This window comes from Nocardia sp. NPDC003726, assembly GCF_053586955.1.
Genome location: NZ_JBSFNF010000014.1, coordinates 1 through 15,499, shown reverse-complemented (window position 1 = coordinate 15,499; position 15,499 = coordinate 1). Strand labels below are relative to the sequence as shown.

At 69.3% G+C, this 15,499-nt stretch carries 16 protein-coding genes; 11 read left to right on the top strand and 5 right to left on the bottom strand.

What is annotated here, in order from left to right; genetic code table 11:
• Positions 1-21 precede the first annotated feature (21 nt).
• Positions 22-603: a TetR family transcriptional regulator gene (locus tag ACWDMM_RS19455; protein ID WP_357102761.1), complete on the bottom strand. Its 582-nt coding sequence runs from the start codon at positions 601-603 to the stop codon at positions 22-24.
• 91 nt (positions 604-694) lie between these two features.
• On the opposite strand from ACWDMM_RS19455, the gene ACWDMM_RS19450 reads away from it, so the two are divergent.
• The 4 genes from ACWDMM_RS19450 to ACWDMM_RS19435 all read left to right on the top strand — a co-directional run bounded on the left by ACWDMM_RS19450 (position 695) and on the right by ACWDMM_RS19435 (position 4,919).
• Positions 695-1,165 carry a DUF4334 domain-containing protein gene (locus tag ACWDMM_RS19450; RefSeq protein ID WP_195079398.1) on the top strand — a complete coding sequence of 157 codons (471 nt, stop codon included), beginning with the start codon at positions 695-697 and terminating at the stop codon, positions 1,163-1,165.
• Positions 1,166-1,171: 6 nt separating this feature from the next.
• Positions 1,172-2,260, top strand: a complete 1,089-nt coding sequence (locus ACWDMM_RS19445; RefSeq protein WP_195079470.1) for an NAD(P)-dependent alcohol dehydrogenase — start codon at positions 1,172-1,174, stop codon at positions 2,258-2,260.
• 199 nt (positions 2,261-2,459) lie between these two features.
• Entirely contained in the window at positions 2,460-3,881 is a 1,422-nt protein-coding gene (locus tag ACWDMM_RS19440) for a cytochrome ubiquinol oxidase subunit I (RefSeq protein ID WP_195079399.1), read from the top strand.
• 3 nt (positions 3,882-3,884) lie between these two features.
• Entirely contained in the window at positions 3,885-4,919 is a 1,035-nt protein-coding gene (locus tag ACWDMM_RS19435; RefSeq protein WP_357102757.1) for a cytochrome d ubiquinol oxidase subunit II, read from the top strand.
• 75 nt (positions 4,920-4,994) lie between these two features.
• Here ACWDMM_RS19435 and ACWDMM_RS19430 read toward each other — a convergent pair whose 3' ends face one another.
• Positions 4,995-5,774: an NAD(P)H-dependent oxidoreductase gene (locus ACWDMM_RS19430; protein ID WP_195079401.1), complete on the bottom strand. Its 780-nt coding sequence runs from the start codon at positions 5,772-5,774 to the stop codon at positions 4,995-4,997.
• A 138-nt stretch (positions 5,775-5,912) separates the two neighbouring features.
• On the opposite strand from ACWDMM_RS19430, the gene ACWDMM_RS19425 reads away from it, so the two are divergent.
• The gene (locus ACWDMM_RS19425; RefSeq protein ID WP_195079402.1) at positions 5,913-6,761 is read left to right on the top strand and encodes a helix-turn-helix transcriptional regulator; all 849 of its coding nucleotides are present in this window, start codon (positions 5,913-5,915) and stop codon (positions 6,759-6,761) included.
• 512 nt (positions 6,762-7,273) lie between these two features.
• On the opposite strand, the gene ACWDMM_RS19420 is transcribed toward ACWDMM_RS19425, so the two are convergent.
• Positions 7,274-7,534, bottom strand: a complete 261-nt coding sequence (locus ACWDMM_RS19420) for a hypothetical protein (RefSeq protein WP_357102753.1) — start codon at positions 7,532-7,534, stop codon at positions 7,274-7,276.
• A gap of 493 nt (positions 7,535-8,027) precedes the next feature.
• Between ACWDMM_RS19420 and ACWDMM_RS19415 the strand changes: the two genes are divergently transcribed.
• Positions 8,028-8,762, top strand: coding sequence for an IclR family transcriptional regulator (locus ACWDMM_RS19415; RefSeq protein WP_195079471.1), 735 nt, complete (start codon positions 8,028-8,030; stop codon positions 8,760-8,762).
• A gap of 287 nt (positions 8,763-9,049) precedes the next feature.
• Positions 9,050-9,748, top strand: coding sequence for a hypothetical protein (locus tag ACWDMM_RS19410; protein WP_357102750.1), 699 nt, complete (start codon positions 9,050-9,052; stop codon positions 9,746-9,748).
• A gap of 81 nt (positions 9,749-9,829) precedes the next feature.
• Here ACWDMM_RS19410 and ACWDMM_RS19405 read toward each other — a convergent pair whose 3' ends face one another.
• Positions 9,830-10,561, bottom strand: coding sequence for an IclR family transcriptional regulator (locus ACWDMM_RS19405; RefSeq protein WP_195079472.1), 732 nt, complete (start codon positions 10,559-10,561; stop codon positions 9,830-9,832).
• A 189-nt stretch (positions 10,562-10,750) separates the two neighbouring features.
• Between ACWDMM_RS19405 and ACWDMM_RS19400 the strand changes: the two genes are divergently transcribed.
• The 4 genes from ACWDMM_RS19400 to ACWDMM_RS19385 all read left to right on the top strand — a co-directional run bounded on the left by ACWDMM_RS19400 (position 10,751) and on the right by ACWDMM_RS19385 (position 14,672).
• Positions 10,751-11,569: a 2-keto-4-pentenoate hydratase gene (locus ACWDMM_RS19400; RefSeq protein WP_195079405.1), complete on the top strand. Its 819-nt coding sequence runs from the start codon at positions 10,751-10,753 to the stop codon at positions 11,567-11,569.
• A gap of 4 nt (positions 11,570-11,573) precedes the next feature.
• Complete coding sequence (locus ACWDMM_RS19395; RefSeq protein WP_449938725.1) at positions 11,574-12,557, top strand: acetaldehyde dehydrogenase (acetylating); 984 nt, start codon at positions 11,574-11,576, stop codon at positions 12,555-12,557.
• On the top strand, positions 12,554-13,579 hold the full coding sequence (dmpG, locus tag ACWDMM_RS19390; RefSeq protein WP_449938723.1) for a 4-hydroxy-2-oxovalerate aldolase: 1,026 nt from the start codon (positions 12,554-12,556) through the stop codon (positions 13,577-13,579). The genes ACWDMM_RS19395 and dmpG overlap by 4 nt, the downstream gene beginning before the upstream one ends.
• A gap of 154 nt (positions 13,580-13,733) precedes the next feature.
• Complete coding sequence (locus ACWDMM_RS19385) at positions 13,734-14,672, top strand: undecaprenyl-diphosphate phosphatase (protein WP_357102745.1); 939 nt, start codon at positions 13,734-13,736, stop codon at positions 14,670-14,672.
• A gap of 20 nt (positions 14,673-14,692) precedes the next feature.
• Here the strand turns inward: ACWDMM_RS19385 and ACWDMM_RS19380 are convergent.
• Positions 14,693-15,499, bottom strand: an 807-nt coding sequence (locus ACWDMM_RS19380; RefSeq protein ID WP_357102743.1) for an AMP-binding protein, incomplete at its 5' end; no start/stop codon positions are given.

The following is a 15,499-nucleotide window of genomic DNA, read 5'->3' as shown; positions in this document are numbered from 1 at the left end:
CGGCTCGGCAAGCCCTGCGAGCTAACGACCGGCTTCGGCGGCGGACGCCTCCGGGCTGACCAGCCGCCGGGCGGCCAGAACGGTCGCGGCGCGGCGTTCGGTGATGTTGTGCTGGGTGGTGCGGGTGGCGTGCATGGCCGCGGTGCGGGCGAGGTCGGTCAGCATGACGATCAGGGTGATGGGCGCGAACGCCTCGGTGATCAATCCCTGCTCCTGGCCGCGGCGGATCTCGGCGAGCTTTCCCGCGATGATCCGGCGGATGGCGTCCTCGGCGGCGGCGATGTGGGTCTGCTCGATCTCGGCCCACGCCTGCAACCGGGCGTTGTCGGGATGGGCGATGTAGTGGTCGAAGAGCCGGCCCACGTAACCGGGCAGGTCCGCGGCGTCGAGGGCGGTCTCCTCCGTGGTCTGGGCGACCCACTCCTCGGTGACCGCGGCGTACAACTCGTCCTTGCTCGCGAAATACGCGTATAGCCGGTCCTTACTGGCCTTGGCCGCGTCGGCGATGCGATTGATGCGCGCTCCCGCGATGCCGTACCTGGCGAACTCCGCTTTGGCCGCGACGAGTATTCGTTCGCGGGTGGCCTGACCTGCTGCGCGCATGGCCGCATCCTATCTTGCCGAACCTTTTGGTTCGGATATACAGTTGCCGAACCAAAAGGTTCTGGAAACCGCATCGGAAACGAGGATGGTCATGGGCGCTGTGGGGACTGGCTGGCGAGAATTCCTCGCACGGGAAGGCGGGGTGACGGCGGCGGAGCTGGATGCGCTGTGGGCCGGTCTGCCCGTGGCGCGCGCCGAGGACATCCTGGGCGAATGGAAGGGCGCGGCGTTCCCCACCCGGCATCCGCTGCGCAAAGCGCTGTCGGCGAGCCGCTGGCACGGCAAGACGTTCCACAGCGTGCTGGACGCCAAGCCGTTGATCTGCCGCGCCGAGGACGGATCGCTGTTCTCCAACGTCGAACTCGGCGGCGGCGGGGAAGCGACGCTGTGGAACATCGAGTTCCGCGGTGAGGTGACCGCCACCATGGTCTACGACAAGCGACCGGTCTTCGACCACTTCAAATGGCTCGATGAGAACACGCTGATGGGCATCATGAACGGCAGGCCGGAACTGGTGCTGGCAGATGGCGAGTACTTCTATTTCCTGCTCGAGCGGAGCTGAGCGATGGTGACCACCACCGCCGTGCTGTCGCGCGACCCCGCCGCTGCGTTCACCGTCGAAGCGGTCGAGATCGACGGCCCGCGTGCGGATGAGATCCTGGTCCGGGTCCAGGCCACCGGCATCTGCCACACCGATCTGGTCACCCGGGCGGCGGGCGCCGCCGATCGTCCGGTCCTGCTCGGGCACGAGGGCGCCGGCGTGGTGGAGGTTGTCGGCGCGGCGGTGACCGGCGTGCGGCCAGGCGATCGGGTGGTGTTGACCTTCCGGCACTGCGGAACATGCCGCAACTGCCGGGCGGAGCGCCCGGCGTATTGCCTGCGAGCGGCGAAACTCAATCAGTTCGGCGCTCGGGCCGACGGATCGGCTCGGGTCACCGTCGCGGGCACTCCGGTGCGGGACGGTTTCTTCGGTCAGTCCAGCTTCGCCGCGTACGCCTTGACCACCGCCGACAACACGGTGGTCGTCGACACCGAGGTCGATCCGGCCGTCCTCGCCCCACTGGGCTGCGGTTTCCTCACCGGAGCCGGGGCGGTGCTCAATGTGCTGCGGCCGGACCGGGACGCCCGCGTGGCGGTCTACGGCGCGGGCGCGGTCGGCATGGCGGGTGTGCTGGCGGCACTGGTGCGCGAGGTCGCCGAGCTGGTCGTGGTGGAACCGTCACCGGCGCGACGGGCACTGGCGCTGGAACTGGGCGCCACCGCGGCCCTCGATCCCGCGGCAGACGACATCGTGCCCGCGATCCGGAAGCTGACCGACGGCGGGGCCACCCACGCCATCGACACCACGGGATCGTCGCGTGTGCTCGCCACCGCGGCCGCCGCATCGGCGATCGGAGGCACCGTGGTCGCGGTCGGTCTGGGTGCCGGGGTCCCCGAGATCGATCTGCGGGATATCGTCCTGGGCGGCAAAGCGATTCGCGGCTGCCTCGAAGGCGACGCGGTGCCCGCGACTTTCATCCCCCAGCTGCTGGAGCTGCATGCCGCCGGACGATTCCCCATCGACCGGCTGATCACGAGGTATCCGCATACCGAGATCAATGCCGCGCTCGCGGAGCAGCGGGCGGGCACGGTCGTCAAACCGGTGCTCACCTGGTGAGGTGACCGGAACGAGCGAACTCGACACGCTTTCGCCCGTCGGGCTGAGACCGGCACCCACGTGTCCGGGCGCATGACAGCTCCGCCGCGGCGGCAGCGCCGGTGGCGCCCTGGTTGGCGCGGCGCAAAGGGGATACCCCGCTCGAGAGCCGACGTGCGGCGCAGGCATGCGGCTCCCGAGACCGCAGGAAGGGGCTGCCATGGTGTCGAGCACGCTCGCGGCGCTGTCCCAGGCGTCGGCGGAGGGGCCACCCGGTCTGCTTCCCGCGCGCCAGCAGATGGCGTTCTCGCTGGGCTGGCACATCGTGCTCGCCTGTTTCGGGGTGGCCTTTCCCGCCATGATCTACGTCGTGCATCGCCGCGGCATCGTCCGCACCGACCCGGTCGCCTCGGCGCTGGCCAAGCGGTGGGCGACGGTATCGGCGATCCTGTTCGCCATCGGCGCGGTCTCCGGGACGGTGCTCAGCTTCGAGATGGGCCTGCTGTGGCCGGGGCTGATGGGCCGCTACGGTGACGTGCTCGGCCTGCCGTTCGCCTTCGAAGGGCTGTCGTTCTTCATCGAGGCGATCTTTCTCGGCATCTACCTCTACGGGTGGGGTCGCATGGCGCCGCGCAGGCACCTGGCGATGCTCATCCCGATGGGCGTGGCGGGGGTGGTCGGCACCTTCTGTGTGGTCAGTGTCAACGCGTGGATGAACAACCCGACCGGCTTCCGCCTCGTCGACGGGGAGGTGACCGACGTCGATCCGTGGCGAGCCATGTTCAACGACGGTGTCTACCTGCAGTTCGCGCACATGTGGGTCGGCGCTTTCATGGTCGTCGGCTTCCTGGTGTCCGGTGTCTACGCGGCCGGTCTGCTGCGCGGCCGCCGCGACGCCAACCACCGGCTCGGATTCACCGTTCCGTTCGTCTTCGCCACGGTCGCGGCGCTCGCGCAACCGCTCATCGGGCATGTGCTCGGCATGCGGGTGCACGACACGCAGCCGGCCAAGTTGGCGGCGTTCGAGCTGGCCGCCACCACCGAAGGGCCTGCCCCGCTGCGACTGGGCGGCGTCCTGGTCGACGGCGAAGTCAAGGGAGCGCTCGAGATCCCCCGGCTGGGTTCGATCATCGCCCGCAATTCCCTGACCGCACCTGTCCCCGGTCTGGACTCGGTGCCCATCGGGGACCGGCCGCCGGTCAACGTCACCCATCTCGCTTTCCAGGGCATGGTGGCCATCGGCACCCTGCTCGCGCTCCTGGTGATCGTGTTCTGGCTGCTGCGCTGGCGGCGCCGTGACCCGCTGACCGAACGCTGGTTCCTGGGCGCGTCGGTCGCCGCGGGCCCGCTGGCGATCCTCGCGCTGGAATGCGGCTGGATCGCCACCGAAGTGGGCCGTCAGCCGTGGACGGTGTGGCAGGTGCTGCGCACCACCGACGCCGCCAGCACGAGCACCGGCCTGTGGTGGAGCTATGCCAGCGTATTGCTGGTGTACGTCGGGATGACGGTGGGTGCGATCGTCGTCTTGCGTTCCATGGCTCGCCGTTGGCGCGCCGGCGCCGCGACCATCACCGCCCCCTACGGACCGGGAGCATCGCCGGTCGACCAGGCGCAGCGGGCCCGCAGCGTCGGAAAGCCGTGACCGATGGATCTCTCCGACGTGGTGGCGACGGCGATGTTCACCGGGGTTGTCCTCTACGGGCTGTTCGGTGGCGCGGATTTCGGCTCCGGATTCTGGGACCTGACCGCGGGCGGTGCGCGGCGCGGCAGCCGCCTGCGGGTGCTCATCGATCACAGCATCGGACCGGTGTGGGAAGCCAATCACGTCTGGTTGATCTACATCCTGGTCTTCCTCTGGACCGCCTACCCTGCGGTGTTCGCCGCCGTGATGACCACCTTGTTCATCCCGATGAGCCTCGCGCTGCTGGGAATCGTGCTGCGCGGCGCGAACTTCGCGTTCCGCAAGTACTCCGCGACCCTGCGCCAGGCGCGCCTGTTCGGCGCGTTGTTCGCCGGCGCGTCGCTCATCACGCCGTTCTTCTTCGGCACCGTGGCCGGCGCGATCGCGTCCGGGCGAGTGCCCGCCGAGGGGTACGGCGACCGGGTGGGGTCATGGCTGAATCCGACCTCGCTGATCGGCGGCACGCTGGCCGTCGGGACCTCGGCGTTCCTGGCCGGAGTCTTCCTCACCGCGGACGCCGCGCGCTCGGGCGACGACGCGCTGGCGGGATACCTGCGCATCCGCACGCTGATCGTCGGCGGCGTGACCGGGGCGGTCGCGATCGCGGCGATCGCCCCGATCCGTCACGACGCACCGACCCTGGGCGCCGGACTACTCGGGCGTGCCCTGCCGCTGATCGCGCTCTCGGCCGCCGCGGGCGTGCTCACCCTGATCATGGTGTACCGTCGCCGCTTCGCGTGGGCGCGCGTCCCCGCGGTGATCGCGGTCGCCGCGATCGTCATCGGATGGGCGGTCGCGCAGACGCCGTGGATCCTCGTCGACGAGACGCTCATCGCCGACGCGGCAGGGGCACGCTCGACCCTGATCGGGCTGCTGACCGTCGTCGCCGTCGCCGCCGTCACGGTGCTGCCCGCTCTGGCCTACCTGTTCTGGCTGACCCAGACCGATGCGTGGGTCCGCGACGAGCCCGCGCAGATCGGGCAGCCCGAGAAGGCGTAGGACTTCGGGTATCACTCGACACGCTCCGCCATGGACCTGGCGACCCTTGCCCGTACAGACGGACACGAACCGGGGTCAACTCCGCACGTGCAGGCCGAAACCCGTGCGGCCTGCGGACTCCAATCCCTCCTTCAGTTGCAGCGAGGGGATCTCGTAGTCGCCGAAGTTCTGCCGGCGAAAGGCGATCGGCTCGGTCGACTCCAAGGTGAGCAGGCGCTGCTCCCAAGCCTTGGCGACGTCCGCGTAGTCCTCGCCGGTCATCCGGTCGGTGCCATACAGCACGAACGGCGGCAGCACTTCGATGCCGGGGTAGAACAGGATGCCATGGTGGATCGGGAACAGCAGATCCTCGATGGGCCCGTTGATCCCGCGCGCGGCGTAATGCGGCTCCGGGCCGCCTACGGTCACCGACAGCAGAGCCTTCCGGCCCGTGAGAGTGCCTTCGCCGAAGCGCTCGCCGTACCTGGTGTCGCTGTGCTCGCCGACGCCGTAGGCGAAGTGGTAGGTGAACACCCGGTCCACCCAGCCCTTGAGGATCGCGGGCATCGTGTACCACCAGAGCGGGAACTGGAAGATGATCGTGTCGGCCCACAGCAGCTTCTCCTGCTCGGCGCGCACATCCGGGGTGAGCGTCCCCGCGTCGAAGGCCCGCCCCGAGTCACGGGCGACCCGTAGCGGACTCGAGGCTCCGGGGCCGTAGTCCGTGGCGTCCACGACCGCCTTCCACTGCATCGCGTACAGATCGCTCACCCGCACCTCGTGCCCCGCGGCCTCCAAGGCGGACACCGCGAGATCCTTCAGCGACCCGTTGAGCGACTTCGGCTCGGGATGGGCGTAGACGATCAATGTCTTCATCAGAACTCCTCGGGATCGGGTGCCTTCGATCCTGGGCGGCACGGCGCCCGGCGTTCAGGGGCTCCGCTTCCGTCGGACGGGACTTCCTGGTAACAGCAGGACCACCTTCACGGGCACGGCCGCAGCCATACTGGGGGCATGGACGATCTCGCGGGCTTCTTGCGAACCCGGCGTTCCCGGGTCGATCCGGCGACCGTCGGCATCCCCACCGACAGGCGCCGCCGGGTCGAAGGGCTGCGCCGCGAAGAGGTCGCGCACCTGTCCGGGGTCAGCGTCGACTACTACGTACGCCTGGAGCAGGGCCGCGCGACCGAGCCGTCCGAACAGGTCCTCGACGCGCTCGCCCGCGTCCTGGGTCTCGACGACACCGAACGCGAGCATCTCTACCGGCTGGCCCGCCAGCGCCGCCGCCGGGCGAAGGCGCCGGGCGGGCGAATCCGGCCGGAACTGTTGCGCGTGCTGGACCTGGTCACCGACGCGCCCGCGCTGATCATGGACCATCGCTTGGACGTGCGCGCGGGGAACCGCCTCGCCGGCCTGCTCTACGGCCGGCCCATGCCGGGGCTGAACACCGCCAGGCACATCTTTCTCGAGGAGGCCGAGCGCGGCCTCTACGCGGACTGGGAGACCTGCACCCTCGACGTGGTGGGGCACCTGCGCCTGGCCGCGGGCAAGTACCCCGAGGATCCCCGGCTTGCCTCACTCATCGGCGAGCTGGCGATGGGCAGCGAGCGCTTCCGCCGGCTGTGGGCTCGCGCGGACGTGCGCGCCCGCACCCATGGACGCAAGGCGTACCGGCACCCGCTGGTCGGACTGCTGGAACTGCACCAGGAGAACTTCGCCCTACCGGACGCCTCGGGCATGGAGCTGCTGGTGCTGTCGGCGGCCCCCGGCAGCCCCGCCGAGGACGGGCTGCGCCTGCTCGCCGGCCTTGGTGCGGACAGCGGCGCCGCGCATCCCACAATCGACGCCCAGGTCCACGAGTAGCCTGCGCCCGGCCGGATCGCGGCCGTGTCGGCACCGAGAACTCGGCCGCGCGCGAACGGCGCGGCATGTTCCGCGAAGCGGTACCGAAAGAACGGTTTGTTTATGGTCGCGAGTGGTACCCGGTGCACGTATCGGCTCGACAGCGCGGTCGTGCCGGTACGCGATTCGGGGTATCCCCGCTGCTCGACCACCGGCCGGTTGGACAACGATGTCATGAATAGCTTGCGCCGCACCCGAGGACGAGGGCCCCATTCCGAGGTTGGACGGCGCAAAGGAACTACATCGTGATCGAGGACGCGAACATGCCCAGCACCGACGACGAGGATCGAGACCGGATCATTTGGCCCGAGTCCCGTTTGAGCGCATGGTGGGCGGATGTCATGGGTCACCGCTTCCCCCGAACCCAGGCCACATCGAGTTGATCCCCCTCTCCGCGCACGATCGCACCGGTCAGCGGAGGGTAGTCCGGATGCGCCGATCACGCCGCTGAGGTGTCGCGTCGTGACCGTGCGCTACGCGCTGTCGGGCTGGGGTGTCCTGCGCAGCGCGAGGAGCTTGTCGACGATCTCGATCGCCGTCAGCGGAGCCGATGCGGTGCTGCCCGCGGCGGCGGCGCGAATCCGGGCGGCGAGGCCGGCGGGGCAGCCGGGCCCCGGATTGGCGGTGGTGGCGCAAGCCGAGCAGTTCTCGACGGCATCGGCGAGATGAGCTTCGACATTGCGCACATCCAGTGCGGCGATCAGATCGAGCCCGCTCAGGAAATTGATCGGCATGTCGATGGGTTCCTCCAGCTGAAAAGTCCGATCGGGGCGGGGCGTCGCCACGAGTGTTCCGGCGTGCCGCGCGGCGCGAATCGGCCCGGATATCGGACGACCGGGCGGGCGGACGTCGACCGATCTCGGGCCGTCGCATGCGAGGCACGGGCGGGCTCGCGGCGATTCGTGATGTGTGGATCCGTTTGCGGCCGACGCCGTTGTCGGCCTGCCGACGTCTTTGTCGGGACGGATGTCCGCTGACTGCGTTGTCGTCCGGATGGGGAGCAGCACGGCTTTATATAGGCTCCGCATCGGTAATGTAACAGATGGATATACTCGCTGGGAACCCGTCAGCGAACGGCAATCAGCCGGGATTTCCGCCTGCCCACGCCTGCTTTCCGGGGTGCGCGGCGGGTGGGCGGCCGCGGTTCAGCGAAAAATACGCAACGGTATGGTGTTGCAGATTTTGGTCCGGCCTGTGGACCGCCTGGTTAGTTGGAGGCGCTCGACTATGCAATCGGTACTCGGCAAGGCAAGGTTGCTGCTGGAAGCCTTCGACGCCGAGTCGGTGGCGTTGTCGCTCACCGAACTGTCCCGCCGCAGCGGAGTCGCCAAGGCGACGACGTACCGGCTGGCGAACGCCCTGGTGGAGTGGGGTGTCCTCGAACGCTCGGGGACGAAATACCGCCTCGGCCTGCGCCTGTTCGAGCTCGGGCAACTGGTGCCGACGCAACGGGTTCTGCGCGATGCGGCGCTGCCGTACCTGCAGGAACTCCATGCCGCGACGTCCGCGACGGTCCATTTCGCCATCCGCGACGGTCTCGACGTGCTCTACATCGACAAGCTCTCCGGCCACGGCGCGGTCGAGATACCGTCCCGGGTCGCGGGACGGCTGCCGCTGTACGCGACCGCGACGGGCAAGGCGATTCTCGCGTTCTCCGCGACCGATGTGGTCGCGCAGGTGGTGGAGAACGGGCTGTCGGCGTTCACCCGACGAACGGTCGCCTCGGCGGCGCATCTGTACCGCCAACTGGACATCGTCCGGCAGAACAGGCTGGCGGTGGAAGCCGAGGAGATGTCCCTCGGCGTGGTGAGCGCGGCGGTGCCCGTGTTCGGGCCGCAGTCGGTTCTGATCGGGGCGGTCGGGATGTCCACGACCACCGCTCGGATGAACCTCGACCGGATGTCCGGCCCGCTGAAGTCCGCGGCCATGGGGATCAACCGGACACTCGCGCGTTCGGCATAGCGCGCGGCGGACGCATACCGAAGAGTCGAGGCGTGCCCCGGATTAGCAAATCCGCGGCGAAGATCTCGCGAATTTTTCGATCGGTTGGTCAGCTGAGTGGACCGAATCGGTTGACCTGGCCTGACGCGCTCAGGCACCGTTCCACTACTTCCCACACGGAAGTGACGTGGGTCGCACCGACACCACACAGCACATCATCAACAACCTGCCGGGCGCTGTCCGCGCTCGGCATCCGGTGCACTCGGCGCGCCGACACCCAGGAAGAGCCGAGAGGAAAGAAAACAAGGATGAGGAAAATCGTCACGGTGGCCGCGGGTCTCGTCGCCGCGGTCGGGATCGCTTCCGGCTCGGCCGGCGCCCAGCCCGAAGCGGAGGACGCGGTCGGTTTCACGGCTCGCGCCACCGATACCCAGTCCATCATCACGACCGATGCCGGTTCCATGGTCGTCGAGGATGGCGTGTTCAAGGTCAAGGCCGCCAACGGCACGGTGCTCACCGGCATGCCGCTGACCTTCCGGGTCGATGACTTCGAGTTCCCGATCGCTGCCGAGATCGCGGACCACACCGCCACCCTGACCCCGCAGTTCGACCTGGCGCACGCCACCTACAAGCCGGTCGCCCTTCCGTTCGAGGACAAGGCGCCCTGGAAGACCGACTACGACCGTGAGCAGGCGGCCTGGACCCGCATGACCAGCACCATCACCATGGGCGCCACCCTCGGCACCCTGGTCGGCGGTCTCGGCGGCGGCGCCGTCGGCTGCATCCTGGGTGGCATCGCGGGCGCGACGGTCGCGGCCTCCACGATCGTCGGCCTGTTCGGCGCGTTCATCCCGGCCGCGGCCATCGGCTGCCTCGGCGGCATCATCGCCGTCGGCGCGCTGGGCACCCTCGCCGGTCAGATCCTGGTCACGGCTCCGGTGGCGCTGGGCGCCGCCATCCAGTACTTCGCCACTGTCAATCAGCCGCCGATCGCACCGGCCAAGTAGGTAGTGGGGGAGCAACCCCGGCGAGCGTTCGCTCACCCGGCCCCGTCCGGCATCCGTGCCGGGCGGGGCCTTCCTCGTGGCTCAGGAAGGAGGCGCGGACAACAACCGGGCCCGCCGGGTCAGGGTGGCTCCGATGCCGTCGGCGGCCGCGCGGACCGATGCCGCGTGGGTCTCGGGCTGGAACCGATGGGACGGGCCTGCCACGCTGATCGCGGCGACCACGTCCTCCGACTCGCGAACCGGGGCGGCCACGCAGACGATGCCGGGCGCGGATTCCTCGAATTCGAAGGCGACGCCGTCGGCCGCGATCCGATCGAGCTGGTTGCGCAGCGTGCCCGGCTGGGCCATCGTGCGCGGGGTGTAGCGGCGCAGCGGTCCGGCCAGCACCTGGTCACGAAGCGCCGCGTCGGCGTTGGCGAGGAGCACTTTGCCGATGGCGGTGCAGTGCACCGGCATGCGGCCACCGATGCGGGAGGGGGCGCTGGCCTGCCTGCGTCCGCCGATCTTCGTCAGATACACGACATCCGTGCCGTCGAGCACGCCCAGATGCACGGTCTCGTGGATCCGTGCGTTGAGTTCCTCCAGGAACGGAATGGCCACCTCGAGCAGACTTCGCTCCACCGAGGCGCGCATCCCGAGTTCGAACAGGTACCCGCCGAGCCGATACCCGGCGTCGGTCCGGTCCAGCAGCCGGACGCTCACCATGTCGGCGAGGACCCGGTGCAGGGTCCCCTTCGGAATGCCGGTCCGCCGCCCCAGCTCGGCCAGGGTCAAGGTGGTGTCGTCGATCGAGTACGCCTCGAGTACGGCCATGATCTTGCCCAGCACGGTCGAACCGTCTACCGCACGGCCAGTGAACGCGGATGGCACCGCTCACCTCCTTCGCCGCGCCGACTCTATCGCGGCGGCGTTCGGCTCAGTGGAACGCGATGCTGGCGGACGGATTCCTTCCGCGGCGACAGTGAGGTCACCGTTCACTTCTCACGAGAGCCGGGACTTCCGATGCCGCTACCTCCAGACCTCGACCAACGCTCCGCGGACACCGCCACGATCGCCGCCGCCGACCTGCTCGGCGCGGCCGCCCGCTCCGGCACCCCGTGCGCCCCGGTACGCGATCTGATCGGTTCCGGCGACGTGGCCGCCGCCTACGCGGTGCAGGAATTGCTGACCGCCGAGCGCATCGCGGCGGGCGCCGAGGTGGTCGGCCGCAAGATCGGCTTGACCTCCCCGGCGGTGCAGCGGCAGCTCGGTGTCGATCAACCGGACTTCGGAGTGCTGTTCGACGACATGCGCTACCGGCAGGACACGCCCGTGCCGCTGAGCCGGTTGCTGCAGCCGAAGGCCGAAGCCGAGATCGCGTTCGTGCTCGGCGCGGACCTGGCCGACGGACCACTCGACGACCAGCAGGTCCGCGGCGCGGTCGACTACGCCGTGGCCGCGCTCGAGATCGTCGACAGCCGCATCGCCGGTTGGGACATCACCTTCGGCGACACCGTCGCCGACAACGCTTCCAGCGGTTTGTTCGTCCTCGGCGACGAACGCCGCACCCTCGATTCCTTCGAGCCCGTTTCCACCAGGATGCGGATGTCGATCGACGACGTCGAAGTCTCGACGGGAACCGGCGCGGCCTGCCTCGGCGATCCCCTGCACGCCCTGGCCTGGCTGGCGCGGACCACGCGCGAGTTCGGTCGTCCGCTGCGCGCCGGGCAGATCGTGCTCTCCGGAGCGCTCGGACCGATGGCCCCGATCGAGGGCCCTGGAACCGTCACCGCGGACATCACCGGACTCGGTTCGGTGACCGCGACCTTCATTCGGGAGTGAGACCATGAACGACAACCCCGCCACCCTCGAAGTCGCGGTGATCGGATCGGGCAACATCGGCACCGATCTGATGATCAAAGTGATCCGGCACTCGACCGTCCTGGAGATGGGCGCGATGGTCGGCATCGACCCGGAATCCGACGGTCTGGCCCGCGCGCGCAGACTCGGCGTCCCCACCACGTCCGACGGCGTCCAGGGCCTGCTGGAACTGCCGAACTTCGACGAGATCGACGTGGTCTTCGACGCGACTTCCGCCAAAGCCCACGCCGCCCACGCCGCGGTGCTCCAACCACTCGGCAAACGCCTGATCGATCTGACACCCGCCGCGCTCGGACCATTCGTCGTCCCCGCGGTGAACCTCGACGAGCACCGCCACGCGCCCAACGTCAACATGGTCACCTGCGGCGGGCAGGCCACCATCCCGATCGTCGCGGCCATCTCCCGCGTCGCACCGGTGGCCTACGCCGAGATCGTCGCGTCCATCGCCTCGAAGTCCGCCGGTCCCGGCACGCGCGCGAATATCGACGAGTTCACCGAGACCACCGCGCACGCGATCGAAACGGTGGGCGGCGCGGCGCGCGGCAAGGCCGTCATCATCCTCAATCCGGCCGATCCGCCGCTGATCATGCGCGATACGGTGCTGTGCCTGATCACCACGCCGGATCCCGGCGTGCACGCGGCGATCCGGGAATCCGTGGAGCAGATGATCGCCGACGTGGCCACCTATGTCCCCGGCTACCGCCTCAAGCAACAAGTCCAGATCACGGCCGTCCCGCGAGACCAGCCGGTGCACACCCTCCTGGCGCCGGGCACGGCCGCGGCGCCCACCCATCAGGTCACGGTGTTCCTCGAGGTCGAAGGCGCCGCCCACTACCTCCCGGCCTACGCGGGAAATCTGGACATCATGACCTCGGCGGCGGTGCGCTACGCCGAATCCATCGCCGACACGATCGCCGCGGCCCCGGCGGGACAGGAAGCGCTGCGATGACCACCCGACTGTTCATCCAAGACGTCACCCTCCGCGACGGCATGCACGCGGTGCGCCACCGCGTCACTCCCGCCGACGTCGGCCGGATCGTGGCGGCGCTCGACGCGGCCGGTGTCGACGGCATCGAAGTCGCCCACGGCGACGGTCTCGCCGGCGGCAGCCTGAACTACGGTCCCGGGAGCAACACCGACTGGGAGTGGATCGAAGCCGCCGCCGCCAACCTCACCCACGCCCGGCTGACCACGCTGCTGCTGCCCGGCATCGGCACCATTCGAGAACTGAAGCACGCCTACCGGCTGGGCGTGCGATCGGTGCGCGTGGCCACCCACTGCACCGAAGCCGACGTGTCCGCCCAGCACATCGCGACCGCGCGGGAACTCGGCATGGACGTCTCCGGATTCCTGATGATGTCGCACATGGCCGAACCCGCTCGCCTGGCCGAACAAGCGAAACTGATGGAATCCTATGGGGCGCAGTGCGTCTACGTCACCGACTCCGGCGGCCGGCTGACCATGAACGGCGTCCGTGACCGGGTCCGCGCCTACCGGGATGCGCTCGACCCCGGCACCGAGATCGGCATCCACGCGCACGAGAATCTCTCCCTGTCGGTGGCCAATTCCGTGGTAGCGGTCGAAGAAGGCGTCACCCGGGTCGACGCCTCGCTCGCCGGCCACGGCGCCGGCGCGGGCAACTGCCCGATCGAACCTTTCGTCGCCGTCGCCGACCTGCACGGCTGGAAACACAACTGCGATCTGTTCGCGCTGCAGGACGCGGCCGACGATCTGGTGCGCCCGCTACAGGACCGCCCGGTGCGCGTGGACCGCGAAACACTCACGCTCGGCTACGCCGGGGTCTACTCGTCCTTCCTGCGGCACGCCGAAACCGCGTCCCGGCGCTACGGCATCGACGTGCGCACGATCCTGCTCGAAGTGGGACGTCGGGGGTTGGTCGGGGGACAAGAGGATCTCATCGTGGACATCGCCCTGGACATGCTCGCCGAATCCTCCGGCGCCACCGCCTGAGCGGCATCGACCTCGCCGACAGTGGTTTTCACCGTCGGCGAGGCCGACTCGCGTGTCCCGGTCATCACCCCTCCTCGCCGCGTCGGAACCGTCGCGGCGACTGCCGGGAGAGGCCCGCACACAGTTGCGTTGCGCGCGTGCGAGACTCGCAACGATGCTCACATACTTTCAAGCGACTGTGATCGGGGCGGTACAAGGGGTCACCGAACTGTTCCCGATTTCCAGCCTGGGGCACTCCGTGCTGGTCGCGGCATGGCTCGGAGGCGATTGGGAGAGATTGACCGGCCAGGGCGAAGCCGATTCCGGCACACCGTATCTGGCGTTCGTGGTGGCGCTGCACGTGGCCACCGCGCTGGCGCTGCTCGGGTACTACTGGCGCGACTGGTGCGTCATCGTGGCGGGCTTCTTCACCACGCTGCGCACCGGGCGCCTCGACACCATCCCGCAGCGGCTGGCATGGTTGATCGTGATCGCCACCATTCCGGTCGGCGTGCTCGGCTTCCTGCTGGAACATCCGCTGCACGCGCTGTTCGGCACGCCGTTCTACGCCGGAATCTTCCTCGCGCTCAACGGTGTCGTGCTGATCATCGGTGAGGGTCTGCGCAGGCGGAACGAGCCGTCGCTGGCCGAATACGGCCGGCGGTTCGCTCGGCAGGAAGCGCGCAGAGGCACCGTCACCGCCGTGGCGCGGACTCCCCGCCAGTCCGACCGGCCGCTGGCCGCCCTGGGGACGGCCGACGCCCTCGGTATCGGCTTCGCCCAAGCCGGTGCGCTGCTGACCGGTTTCAGCCGGGCGGGCCTGACCATGGTCGGCGGCTTGTGGCGCGGGCTCGCGCGCGAGCACGCGGCCAAATTCGCGTTCCTGCTGGCCACTCCGGCGATTCTCGGCGCCGGAGTGCTGGAGCTACCGGAACTGGTCGGCCCGGAGACCGAAGGCATCCGTGGACCGGTGCTGTTCGGCGCCGTGGTTTCCGGGGTGTCGTCGTGGCTGGCAGTACGGTTCCTGGAGCGCTACTTCCAGACTCGGACCCTACTGCCGTTCGCCACGTACTGCATTGCGGCGGGCACGCTCTCGGTGGTCCACTTCAGCTGAGCGCTGCCCGGCCGCGACGATCAACCGGTCACGTCTTCGCCGGTGAGCACCTCGCCCTCGGCGTCGAGGACGACCGCAGCGCCGACCATCCCGGCGGCGACCAGCGCGATCACACCCTCGGAGGATCTCGCTTCGTCGCGGTAGGGGATCTCGGATTCGTAGGTGAGTTCGTCCCGGTCGCGCAATCGCGCGGCTGCCGCGGCGAGGTCGTCGTAGCTGAGGACCTGTTGTCCGGCGAATGCCGGGTCGCTGCCGCGCAGTGGGCGGGTGCGGTGGGCGTAGGTGACCGGTCGTGGTGATTCGGCGGCGATTTCGGCGGTCAGGGCGGGGTCGTCGAGGGCCAGCCAGTCGACCGTGGCGGTCGGGAACGCACCGCCGGCGGTCAGGCCGGTCTTGATCTCGAGGTGGTCGGGTAGTGCGGCGTCGTCAGTGGGGACGGGGACGACGGCGGCGCCGGTCTTGAGCACGGCCCAGGTGGCGACGACGGCCTGGATGCCGCGGTCCAAGCGCAGCGCCACGCCCGCGCCGGGGCCGCAACCACGCGCGATGAGCACCCGCGCCAAACGCGAGGAGCGGGTCTCCAGATCGTGGTAGGACAGCTCGTCGTCGGACAGGATGGCGGGGGCGTCGGGGTCGTCCTCGACCGCGGCGACGAGCGCTTGGGTGAGTGTGGTGCCCGCGGTCGCCGCCGCGCTCGGCGATGGGGTGGCAACCGTTGCGGCCCTTCCCATTTCCCGTTCGGTGTCGTCGAGGATGTCGATGTCGCCGATGGGGGTGTGGGGGTTGGTGGCGATGGTGGTGAGGATGCGTTGGAGGCGGTGGCCGAG